The organism is Aquitalea sp. (assembly GCF_030150775.1).
GTDB classification, from domain to species: Bacteria; Pseudomonadota; Gammaproteobacteria; order Burkholderiales; family Chromobacteriaceae; genus Aquitalea; species Aquitalea denitrificans.
The window spans coordinates 113,657-123,814 of sequence record NZ_JASLFG010000042.1 but is presented as its reverse complement, the minus strand read 5'-3'; the positions used below and the strand labels follow the sequence as shown (position 1 = coordinate 123,814).

Annotated in this window: 12 protein-coding genes and 1 pseudogene; 4 read left to right on the top strand and 9 right to left on the bottom strand. The window is 58.3% G+C overall.

Annotation, left to right across the window (positions count from 1 at the left end):
* From QVF59_RS15585 to QVF59_RS15560, 6 genes and pseudogenes are all read right to left on the bottom strand, one after another.
* Nucleotides 1-176 (bottom strand): annotated as a pseudogene (locus QVF59_RS15585) (amidophosphoribosyltransferase); the annotation flags it as partial.
* Nucleotides 177-288: 112 nt separating this feature from the next.
* Nucleotides 289-783 carry a CvpA family protein gene (locus tag QVF59_RS15580; protein ID WP_089085308.1) on the bottom strand — a complete coding sequence of 165 codons (495 nt, stop codon included), beginning with the start codon at nt 781-783 and terminating at the stop codon, nt 289-291.
* Between the two features lie 6 nt (nt 784-789).
* Entirely contained in the window at nt 790-1,716 is a 927-nt protein-coding gene (locus tag QVF59_RS15575) for an SPOR domain-containing protein (RefSeq protein WP_287881157.1), read from the bottom strand.
* A 7-nt stretch (nt 1,717-1,723) separates the two neighbouring features.
* On the bottom strand, nt 1,724-2,989 hold the full coding sequence (gene folC / locus QVF59_RS15570; protein WP_287881160.1) for a bifunctional tetrahydrofolate synthase/dihydrofolate synthase: 1,266 nt from the start codon (nt 2,987-2,989) through the stop codon (nt 1,724-1,726).
* Nucleotides 2,989-3,450 carry a protein YgfX gene (locus tag QVF59_RS15565; RefSeq protein WP_287881156.1) on the bottom strand — a complete coding sequence of 154 codons (462 nt, stop codon included), beginning with the start codon at nt 3,448-3,450 and terminating at the stop codon, nt 2,989-2,991. Before QVF59_RS15565 ends, folC begins: the two co-directional genes overlap by 1 nt.
* Nucleotides 3,451-3,458: 8 nt before the next feature.
* Nucleotides 3,459-3,815 carry a hypothetical protein gene (locus QVF59_RS15560; RefSeq protein WP_159878046.1) on the bottom strand — a complete coding sequence of 119 codons (357 nt, stop codon included), beginning with the start codon at nt 3,813-3,815 and terminating at the stop codon, nt 3,459-3,461.
* Nucleotides 3,816-3,924: 109 nt separating this feature from the next.
* Here QVF59_RS15560 and QVF59_RS15555 point away from each other — a divergent pair, with 109 nt between their 5' ends.
* The 3 genes from QVF59_RS15555 to QVF59_RS15545 are packed head-to-tail and all read left to right on the top strand — an operon-like array spanning nt 3,925 to nt 6,973.
* On the top strand, nt 3,925-5,841 hold the full coding sequence (locus tag QVF59_RS15555) for an ATP-binding cassette domain-containing protein (protein ID WP_287881153.1): 1,917 nt from the start codon (nt 3,925-3,927) through the stop codon (nt 5,839-5,841).
* Nucleotides 5,838-6,389, top strand: a complete 552-nt coding sequence (locus tag QVF59_RS15550; RefSeq protein ID WP_287881151.1) for a C40 family peptidase — start codon at nt 5,838-5,840, stop codon at nt 6,387-6,389. The genes QVF59_RS15555 and QVF59_RS15550 overlap by 4 nt, the downstream gene beginning before the upstream one ends.
* A gap of 2 nt (nt 6,390-6,391) precedes the next feature.
* Nucleotides 6,392-6,973 (top strand): hypothetical protein, encoded by a 582-nt coding sequence (locus tag QVF59_RS15545; protein ID WP_287881150.1) that lies wholly within the window; start codon nt 6,392-6,394, stop codon nt 6,971-6,973.
* A gap of 72 nt (nt 6,974-7,045) precedes the next feature.
* Here QVF59_RS15545 and QVF59_RS15540 read toward each other — a convergent pair whose 3' ends face one another.
* Nucleotides 7,046-8,254 (bottom strand): amino acid aminotransferase, encoded by a 1,209-nt coding sequence (locus QVF59_RS15540; protein ID WP_287881148.1) that lies wholly within the window; start codon nt 8,252-8,254, stop codon nt 7,046-7,048.
* Between the two features lie 284 nt (nt 8,255-8,538).
* On the opposite strand from QVF59_RS15540, the gene QVF59_RS15535 reads away from it, so the two are divergent.
* Entirely contained in the window at nt 8,539-8,823 is a 285-nt protein-coding gene (locus QVF59_RS15535; protein ID WP_159878065.1) for a hypothetical protein, read from the top strand.
* Nucleotides 8,824-8,883: 60 nt separating this feature from the next.
* Here the strand turns inward: QVF59_RS15535 and QVF59_RS15530 are convergent, their stop codons facing one another.
* Nucleotides 8,884-9,255: a cupin domain-containing protein gene (locus tag QVF59_RS15530; protein ID WP_287881145.1), complete on the bottom strand. Its 372-nt coding sequence runs from the start codon at nt 9,253-9,255 to the stop codon at nt 8,884-8,886.
* Nucleotides 9,256-9,343: 88 nt separating this feature from the next.
* Complete coding sequence (locus QVF59_RS15525; protein ID WP_159878069.1) at nt 9,344-10,030, bottom strand: CDGSH iron-sulfur domain-containing protein; 687 nt, start codon at nt 10,028-10,030, stop codon at nt 9,344-9,346.
* Nucleotides 10,031-10,158 lie beyond the last annotated feature (128 nt).

Genomic DNA, 10,158 nt, shown 5'->3' with positions numbered 1-10,158 from the left:
TTGCGGGTGCGGAAAACGTCGCGCACCATGCCGCTGCCCTTGTGCATGTGAAAGGTCTTGCCACTGGAGGTGACAATACCCGCCGCATCCTGCCCACGGTGCTGCAGCACTTGCAGTCCGTCATACAACAACTGGTTGACGGGAGACTGCCCTACCACGCCTAGAATTCCACACATTGCTCTACTCTCTCTTCCCAACTACCTGGATTTTCAGACAAAACCTACCGCCAAAGAAAAAGGCGGAAATCTTGAGGTGAAGATATCAAGATAATCCGCCTGTTCCATCACACTAGCCCGTGTAATGCAGATTGTCTGCCAGCATGGCTGGCAGCCAGGGCCTCAATGACAAGGCCAGTGATTCAAATGGAGCGGCCAATACCGCATTCCTCCACATAGGCTGGCGGGGCATGTCACTCAGCCCCCCTACCAGCACCAGCACCGTCACCAGCACCAGCCCGCGAGCCAGACCAAAGACGGCACCCATCAATCGGTTCAGACCACCCAGACCAGTCGAGTCAAGCAGACTGGTCAGGGTGATGCGTAATAACGCCGTGGCCAGCCACGACAGGAAAAATAATAGAACAAAGGAAGCCACCAGCCGCAATCCCTGGCTGGGCAACTCGTTAGGCATGAAGGTAGCCAGCAGTGGCGACAACTCCTTGGCACACCAGAACGCCAGTATCCACGACCCCAGCGACAATACTTCGGCGACCAGGCCACGCACCATGGCCACCAGCACCGAGCCGATCAGGATGGCAATCACCACATAATCGAAGACTGTCATCGCTGCTTACTTGCTCACGATAATGCCAGATACGCCGGCTTGGGACAGCTTGCGCAAGGCAGCTTCCGCCTCGGCACGACTGGCAAATGGCCCGACTCGCACCCGCGTAACTTCTCCCTTGCTGGTTTCCACCTTGCTGAAATGGGCAGCCACACCCAAAGCAGACAGTTTGCTCTTGAGCGCATCGGCCTTGGCCGGGTCGGACAGTGCCGCCAGCTGGATCACCGACTTGGCATTGCCGACATTATCCACTTTTTCCGACTTGGACTCACTTTTCTTTACAGCCGCCGGCTTGGTCGCGGGCTCTTCATCGAAATGTCCGGCCAGGATGGCAGCTGGATCAGGCTGCTTGTGCTTGGCCTGGGCAGGCTTTTCCGCCTTGGCCGGCTTGGCTTCTGCCACCACTGGCTGACGGGCTTCGGCAGGTTTGCTGGCCGTCTTTTTCTTTGACGGCTCATGCACCAGTGGCTGGCTTGGAGCACTGGCTGGTTGTTTTGGCTTGCTGGCCTGCACGGCAGCGACCGCGCCGACAGCTGCCACGGCAGCAACAGCAGGAACCGGAACCTTGGCTGTTGCCGCCGGCTTGTCCTCGCCAACCGAGTTCAGATCGGCAGGTAGCTGGGTTCCGGCAAGTCGTGCCGCAGGTGCGGAAGCAGCTGCCAGGGCAGGACCAGAAGCGGTCGCCTTGCCAGGCGAGGCGGCCGGAGCGCTGGCCGCCACGTTGACTGCTGGCGGCAAGGCAGCGTCCCCCGGCGTACCGGATGCTTCGCTGGCGATTTCCACCGACTCGGGACGCATCTGCTGATCCGGCAGGTGGCCGACCACATTCCACAATACGCCAGTGGACACCGTGACCAGCACAACCGCACCAACCAGGCGACGCCTGGCACGCTTGCGCAACAAAATCAGTTCATCGTGGGCAGACAGGGCCATGCAATCCTCAAATGCGTTGCCGACGCGCTTCCAGCACCTCGGCAACAGTGTGGAAAGAGCCGAAAACGGTGATTCTATCATTCTCGCCCGCTGCCGATAAGGCAGCTTGCCAGGCGGAAGCAACATCTTCGAATGCCTGCACCTTGCCGATGCCCAGCGCCTTCAGCTGTGAGGCAATCGCGGCACCGCTCTGCCCGCGCGGCATATCCAGCCCGGCAACAAACCAGCCATCGAATTCGTCCTTGGCCAGTTCGGCCACTGCAGCCAGATCCTTGTCCGCCAGCATGGAAAACACTGCGTAGCGGCTTTCAGCGAATGGCAGTTGACGCAGGCTGGCCACCATGGCCTTGACTGCATGCGGATTGTGACCGACATCCAGCACCACCACCGGACGGCCCGGCAACACCTGGAAACGCCCCGGCCAATCCACTTCAACCAAACCCTGCTTGAGCGCACCGATACCAACCGGCAGGCGCTCATGCAAACAGTCGAGCACCGCTAGTGCTGCTGCAGCATTACCCAACTGGTAGCCACCGCGCAGCGCAGGCATGGGTAGCGCATGGCGTCGTGCGCTACCCATCTGGAAAGACCATTGATTATCCATGCGACTATAGCTGTAATCGCGTCCGACCAGTTTGAGATCGGCACCGATAGTGGCGGCATGGTCCAGCAAGCGCTGCGGCGGCTGCGGATCGGCACAGATGGCAGGTTTGCCGGGTCGGTAGATACCAGCTTTCTCAAAGCCGATATCCTCGCGGTTGTCACCCAGAATGGCGGCGTGGTCGATATCCACACTCACCACCAGCGATACATCCGGTTCAAAAATGTTCACCGCATCCAGCCGGCCACCCAGACCGACTTCCATGATGGCAACATCAACTTTTTCTTCGATGAAGCTGTGCATGGCACCCAGGGTGCCAAACTCGAAATAGGTCAGCGAGGTGTCGCCACGGGCGGCATCGATGGCGGCAAAACTGCTGATGATGCGCGCATCACTGACCGGCTGCAGGTCAATGGCCACGCGCTCGTTATAGTGGTGAATGTGCGGCGAGGTATAACAACCCACCTTGAAACCGGCGCGCTGATACATGGTGGACAGCATGGCACAGACCGAACCCTTGCCATTGGTACCCGCCACCATGATGACCGGGAAGGATGGCTGCAGCTGCATGGCGCTCCACACCTTGCGCACGCGTTCCAGGCCCATGTCTATGGTGGTGGCGTGCAGACCTTCCAGCCATTGCAGCCAATCGTTCAGGCTTGTTCTTTGCATCATGGATTTTCCAAAACAGCTGGCGCTGCCTGCTCTGCTTCCGGGTGGAACCACAGCAGGTACACCCGCAATTGCCGTAATGCTTCGTGATCGGCACTATCCGGCAACAACAGACAACTTCGACGACGGCCAGCGGCCATCACATTGACGATGACAAACAGGGGAGATACAAAACTGTCGTCGCGCAGCACTACTTCCGCTAAATCGCCATCCCGCTGCCAGCGCATGCGGCCCAAACCATCCACCTCGATGTGCTGCACCCCATGCGGGTTCCACCAGCCATTGGCGCGCACGGCATACCATGCCAGCAGGCACTGACAGGGAATCATGGCAAGCCAGTGCGGCAGGTAAATCAACAACAGCGCAATCGACAAGGTTAGGCTTGCCAGCACCAGCCCCAGCCAGCGGCGCGACGGACGCAGTTGCAGGGCAAACGGTGGCAACAAGCGGACCTTGTGCATGGACTGGCTTACAGCTCGCCCGCCGGGCTGTTGCTGATGTCACCTTCCACCGAATCCAGCACGGTGGAGTGGATCTCCACATCAAACCATTCCCAGAAGGCTTTCAGCGACATGTCCTTGGGCCACAGCTCTTCGTCGTCGTACCAGGAAGCCACTTCAATCTTGAACAGCTGTTCATACTGCTCGTCGATGTGGGCAACCGCCTCTTCCGGCTCATTGAATTCCGGTAGCAGGATCACCGTGCAGTCACTGCGCAGGCTGTCCAGCGTCAAATCCACCATATCGTTGCCGGGTACGGCATTCAGCCAGTCCAGAAACGGCTGCTTGGGCTTGATCACAGCCACCGAGCGGTCAACAAAATACATGGCAATCCTTTCCATTCCGAGTTGGCGCGCATTGTAACCCAAGTAAGCAAGGGCCCGCACACCGCATGCTACAATTGCGGCCATTGATACCTGATTACAAGATGCCGCAATGTCATTGATTTCTGTTGAAAAGGCCTGCCTGGCTTTTGGTCACCACGCCCTGCTGGATAATGTCGATTTTGCGCTGGAGCCGGGCGAAGTCGTCGGCCTGATCGGTCGCAACGGTGCGGGCAAGTCCTCCCTGCTCAAGGGCATTGCCGGCGTCATCACGCTGGACGATGGCCGCATCAACACCAAGGGTGATGTGCGTATAGCCTATGTGGCGCAGGAGCCGGAGCTCAATCCCGACGACACGGTGTTTGATGCTGTCGCAGCCGGGCTTGGCGAACTAAAGGCCCTGCTGCGCGAATATCACCATGTCACCCAGCAACTCACCCAGCCGGATGCCGACCACGCAGCCGCCCTGGCGCGCATGGAAATACTGCAGCACGAACTGGAAGCACGTGATGGCTGGCAATTTGATGCCCTGATCTCCACCACGCTCTCTCACCTGGACCTTCAGCCTGACACGCTGATCTGCGAACTGTCCGGTGGCTGGAAAAAGCGCGTGGCGCTAGCACGAGCACTGGCGGCCAAGCCTGACGTACTGCTGCTGGACGAACCCACCAACCATCTGGATGTTTCCGCCATCGAATGGCTGGAAGGGCTGATCAAGAACTTCGCCGGCAGCGTGCTGCTGATTACCCACGACCGGCGCTTTCTGGACAATGTCGCCACCCGCATCGTGGAACTGGACCGCGGCATCGTGCGCAGCTATCCGGGCAGCTTTTCCGCCTATCAGGTGCGCAAGGCCGAGGAAATGGCCATCGAGGAAGAACAGAACCGTATCTTCGACAAATTCCACGCGCAGGAAGAAGTGTGGATCCGCAAAGGCATCGAGGCGCGCCGCACCCGTAACGAAGGCCGTGTGCGCCGCCTGGAAGCCATCCGTCGTGAGCGCAGCGCCCGGCGCGAACGCGTGGGCCAGGTCAACTTCCAGCTGGATGCCGGTGAGCGCTCCGGCAAACTGGTAGCCGAGCTGGAACATGTCAGCAAGGGCTTTGAAGGCCGCACCCTGATCAAGGACTTCACCACCCGCATCCTGCGCGGCGACAAGATCGGTCTGATCGGCCCCAATGGTGCTGGCAAAACCACCCTGCTCAAGCTGATTCTGGGCCAACTGGAAGCCGACAGCGGCAGCATCAAGCAGGGCAGCAAGCTGGATATCGCCTACTTCGACCAGTTCCGCGAACAGCTGGACGAGGACACCAGCGTGGCCGACATCATCAGTCAGGGTAATGACTTTGTCGAAATCGGTGGCGTAAAAAAGCATGTGATGAGCTATCTGGAAGACTTCCTGTTCTCGCCACAACGCGCGCGCAGCCCGGTACGCTCACTATCCGGCGGCGAACGCAACCGCCTGCTGCTGGCGCGCCTGTTTACCCGCCCAGCCAACGTACTGGTGCTGGACGAACCCACCAATGATCTGGACATCGATACACTGGAACTTCTGGAAGACGTGATTGCTCAATACAGCGGCACGGTGTTTCTGGTCAGCCACGACCGCGCTTTCCTCGACAACGTGGTTACCCAGGTGATTGCTTTTGAAGGCAATGGCCAGCTGGAAGAATATCCTGGCGGCTATCAGGATTGGATCGACACCAAGGCACGTATGGCCGCCATGCAAGGTGAAGCCAGCAAAACGATTGCCCTGGCCAGCAAACCCAGTGTACCGGCCAAGCAGGACAAGCAGCGGAGCAATCGCAAGCTTTCTTATAATGAAACCAGAGAGCTGGCAGCACTGCCGAATGAAATTGCCAGCCTGGAAAGCGAACAAGCCACGCTGAACCAGCAGTTGCTCGACCCCAATTGCTATCGTGACACCCCCAAGGAAGCCATTGCCTGGCAGCAGCGCATCGAAACCATTGATGAGCTTTTGCTGGAAAAACTGGCACGCTGGGAAGAACTGGAGGCTAAGCAATCATGAGCAAAACCCGGCCCACCCTGCCCTCTCCAGAACGCCGCCGTTTGCTCGGCGGTGCCATGCTGGGCACGCTGGCCTTGTGGCTGAGTGCCTGTGGCACCCCACCCAGAAAAACCAGCCAGGCACGCCCACGCCCATCGCAGGACAAGACGCTGTCGGCACTAAAGGCTGACGGTGCCGGCCGGGAAATTCTCATGTACACGCTGGGCCTGCTGGATCTGGATTACAAATTTGGCGGCTCAAACCCTGAAGCCGGGCTGGATTGCAGCGGCATGGTCAGCTACATCTACCAGAACGCCGTTGGCGTACGCCTGCCGCACAATGCTGCCCAGATCGCCGGACTGGCCCGCCCCGTCAGCAACAGCCAGATGCAGGTGGGCGACCTGGTATTCTTCAACACCATGAACCGCTCCTTCTCGCACATGGGCATCTATATTGGTGACAACAAGTTTGTCCATGCGCCACGCACCAATAGCGCCATCCGGGTTGACCGGCTGGACAACAGCTATTTCTCCGCCCGCTTTGAAGGGGCACGCACCCTGTTTGCCTGAACATGGATGACAACTGGCAGCGCAGCTTGATCCGCGGCTGGCAACAACGGCCCACCCTGCACCGCGATGGCGTATCGCTGCAGGAAGCCTGGCTGTTGCGCAAGCTGCAGCAGGCGCTGGATGGAGATAGCCTGCAGATTGACGGCCTGTCGCTGCTCAGTCGTGACAGCACCTTGCACCTGACCATCCATCAGCCACTCGCGGCCCGCCTGACCCTGCATTTTGATTTCCTGCCCATCAACTGGCACAGCCGACTGATACAGCTGCGCTACCACGTACAAGGCGAAGCCATCTCACCCTCCACGACCCGGCGCTTGCTGGGTGGGCTGCTGCTGGGCGCAATGGAAGGGGCTTTCGGCCACAAAGCCCTGCAACAGCTCACCAGACCGCTGGATTGGCTCACACTGGAACAAGACATTGCCAGCATAGATCTCACCCAACTGCCAGCCCTGCAGCAATGGCTGGATTACCCTTTGCTAGGCAAGCCACTGGGAGAGCACCTGATCATCAAGGCCATGGAAACCTGCCCCGGCCGGTTGCGTATCCGACTGGGCCGGACAGCAAACCAAACCCAAACCAGCTGAAACCTGCCTGAGCCAGCCCGCCAAATAAAAAACCCCGCCGCAGCGGGGTTTTTCGCGTCAGGGTGAAATCAATCAGCCCTTGACTACCTTGGCGATGGCTTCAGCCACGTACGGCAGGTTCTTGCTGTTCAGCGCAGCCAGGCAGATACGGCCGGTGGATACAGCGTAAATGCCGAATTCGCTCTTCAGCACTTCCACTTGAGCCGCAGTCAGGCCGGTGTAGGAGAACATGCCACGTTGCTGGGCAACGAAGGAGAAGTCCTGCTCCACGCCCTGGGCCTTGATGGCTTCCACCAGACCGGTACGCATGGCGCGGATGCGGTCACGCATGCCGGCCAGTTCGTCTTCCCACTGCTGACGCAGTTCCGGGCTGGACAGCACGGCAGCGACGATGGCGGCACCGTGGATAGGCGGGTTGGAGTAGTTGGTACGGATCACGCGCTTCAGCTGCGACAGTACACGGCCGGTTTCTTCCTTGCTGGCAGTCACGATGGACAGGGCACCAACACGCTCGCCATACAGCGAGAAGCTCTTGGAGAAGGAGCTGGACACGAAGAACTGCAGGCCGGAAGCCGAGAACAGACGCACGGCAACAGCGTCAGCATCGATACCGTCAGCAAAACCCTGGTAAGCCATATCCAGGAAAGGAACCAGACCCTGGGCACGGCACACTTCGACTACTTCAGCCCACTGGGCGTCGGACAGGTCGGCACCAGTCGGGTTGTGGCAGCAGGCATGCAGCACGATGACGGAACCGGCGGCCAGGCCTTGCAGGAAGGACTTCATGCCTGCAAAGTCAACGCCACGGGTGGCTGCGTCGTAGTAAGGGTAGTTTTCCACGGTGAAACCGGCAGATTCAAACAGCGCGCGGTGGTTTTCCCACGACGGGTTGCTGATGTAAACCTTGGATTCCGGGTTCAGACGTTTCAGGAAGTCGGCACCAATCTTCAGGGCACCGGTACCGCCCAGCGCCTGGGCAGTTACCACTTGGCCATTGCTGATCAGCGCGCTGTCGGCACCGAACAGCAGGTTTTGCACGGCGCTGTCGTAAGCGGCCGGGCCTTCGATCGGCTGATAGCCGCGCGGCAGCAGCGCATCAACGCGGGCCTTTTCCGCGGCCTTGACGGCAGCCAGCAGCGGAATCTTGCCATTATCGTCGCAGTACACGCCCACACCCAGGTTTACCTTGAAGGTACGGGTATCAGCGTTGAAAGCTTCGTTCAGGCCAAGAATCGGGTCGCGCGGGGCCAGTTCTACCGCGGCGAAGATCGAAGAGGTCATGCAGGGGCTCCATTTGCTTTGCAGAACAGCCGCAACTGGGCGCTGAACTTGCAGCAGGCCACGGCTGATTGATGAAAATCTTTGTCCGGCAGAAAGTTTACCACCATCTGGCGGCTTGCTGCGCTGCAAAGCCGACAAAACAACAAGCTGCCAGCCGCATGTGGTCTTGTGGGACATTGCCGACAATCCGCCATGAACATGGTTGATCCATGCCCGGACTTGAACCTTGGCCGCTACGGTCTAGTCTTACGGCAAGTACAAACGCATGAAGAGGAGTTCTGACCATGAAAAAAGGCATCCTGCTGTTCTGGCCGTCCTTTATCATCGCTGCCCTGGCCACCAGCGTGTTTTTTTCGATTTTCGACCCGGCGGAACTGAAACTGCACGGCAACCCGCTGTTTGCCGACAAGCTGTCGGCCTACTCGGTATTCTTTCTGATCAGTTGGGCATTCGGTGCGCTGAATACTGCCATTGTGCTGGTGCTGGAAAAATCCTCGCGCGAGATCAATGGTTTTACCCCACCACCGGTACAGCCGATGGATGACGCAGAAGATCCACTGCAAAATTAAGCGGCAGGCAAGCAAAAGGGCGACCGGAATCGCCCTTTGTCTTTGCTGCTGATACTGGCATCATGCCGCTGAGCGGTCCGGCATCTGGCATACCACAAAGTATTTCTTCACCGGCGCCACCACCTCAAAAACACCGACAAACCCAGCCGGTATTACTGCGGCCTCCCCTGCGCCCACCTCCACCACCCCTCCAGCTTCATCATGCAAGCGCACCAAGCCTTCGATCACACAGAAGAATTCATGCTTGTCGTCGGCAAACTGGATACGCCAGGCACCAGTTCCGCAAGCCCAGACCCCACAGCTAAGTAGCTGATCGGTGGTTTCGTAATGGGTCCAGGTGCGGCGCAGAGGGTTGCCCTGTAACAAACGATCCGCCCGTGGACGATCTTCCACAGGCGTAACAGTCTTGGAGAAGTGCGTAATAGAGGTCATCACCATCCGCTATCAAAAATAAATGAATAGCGCATTATCCGTGACCAAGCAGCGCCATACCAAGACTGCTGTAGCATCGGGATGAATATCAGAGCCCATCTTGCCATTTAATGGACGCATGCGAACCATCGCAGAAAGGCTTGTTACTGGAAGCGCCACAGCGGCACAAGGTCATGCGCTCCCGTGCCGGATAAGATTTCCCGCCCTCTACTTCAAGTGCATCGGCGGCCTTGACCCACAAGGCCGCGGAACAGCCCAGCTTGGGGTCTTCCAGCAAATGTATGGACTGGGTATCCGGTTCTTTGCTGATCTGTTGCTGCGAGCGCATGTCCCATACTTTCAAACGTCCGGCCGGACAGTGTTCTGCTTCGCGCACAGCCAGGGCTACCGACTCTGCATCTACCTGTTCGACCAGGCCCCATATCTTGCCGCCTGCATCGCAAAAACGGGCGAATGCACAGAGCTTTTCCGCATCCGACAAAGCAACAACCGGCCCTTCTTGCAATTGGGCTTGCTCGAAATAGTCAGCGCGTGTTGCTTCATCCCGGCCCTCGAAATTGATCAGCCGATGACTACCATCGCAGTAGGGCTTATGGGCTGAGTGACCACAACGACACAGCGAGCTTCCTTCCTCCTGCAAGGGAAAGCTTTTTCCTTCGTGGTAGCTCCAGGACAAACCTTGTTCATTCGGCTGAATAAACAATTGGGTAATTTGCGTTGCGCCAACCACACGATACGGGCCGTTGGGCAAAACGGTAATTTTCAATGGTTTCATGAAGTTTTCCTGCGCTGTGTGACCAAAACAGTCAGCATTATGTAATTGCCCCTTAGTACAGTAACTGGGCCAAGTCGCAGGAATAACAAAGACTTTTCTGGTCAACCATTGTGAAATTACATCCCCAT

Coding starts and splice junctions, on each gene's coding strand:
- QVF59_RS15580 (WP_089085308.1), bottom strand. CDS start 783: ATGACAGTCTTCGATTATGTGGTGATTGCCATCCTGATCGGCTCGGTG.
- QVF59_RS15575 (WP_287881157.1), bottom strand. CDS start 1,716: ATGGCCCTGTCTGCCCACGATGAACTGATTTTGTTGCGCAAGCGTGCC.
- folC (WP_287881160.1), bottom strand. CDS start 2,989: ATGCAAAGAACAAGCCTGAACGATTGGCTGCAATGGCTGGAAGGTCTG.
- QVF59_RS15565 (WP_287881156.1), bottom strand. CDS start 3,450: ATGCACAAGGTCCGCTTGTTGCCACCGTTTGCCCTGCAACTGCGTCCG.
- QVF59_RS15560 (WP_159878046.1), bottom strand. CDS start 3,815: ATGTATTTTGTTGACCGCTCGGTGGCTGTGATCAAGCCCAAGCAGCCG.
- QVF59_RS15555 (WP_287881153.1), top strand. CDS start 3,925: ATGTCATTGATTTCTGTTGAAAAGGCCTGCCTGGCTTTTGGTCACCAC.
- QVF59_RS15550 (WP_287881151.1), top strand. CDS start 5,838: ATGAGCAAAACCCGGCCCACCCTGCCCTCTCCAGAACGCCGCCGTTTG.
- QVF59_RS15545 (WP_287881150.1), top strand. CDS start 6,392: ATGGATGACAACTGGCAGCGCAGCTTGATCCGCGGCTGGCAACAACGG.
- QVF59_RS15540 (WP_287881148.1), bottom strand. CDS start 8,254: ATGACCTCTTCGATCTTCGCCGCGGTAGAACTGGCCCCGCGCGACCCG.
- QVF59_RS15535 (WP_159878065.1), top strand. CDS start 8,539: ATGAAAAAAGGCATCCTGCTGTTCTGGCCGTCCTTTATCATCGCTGCC.
- QVF59_RS15530 (WP_287881145.1), bottom strand. CDS start 9,255: ATGACCTCTATTACGCACTTCTCCAAGACTGTTACGCCTGTGGAAGAT.
- QVF59_RS15525 (WP_159878069.1), bottom strand. CDS start 10,030: ATGAAACCATTGAAAATTACCGTTTTGCCCAACGGCCCGTATCGTGTG.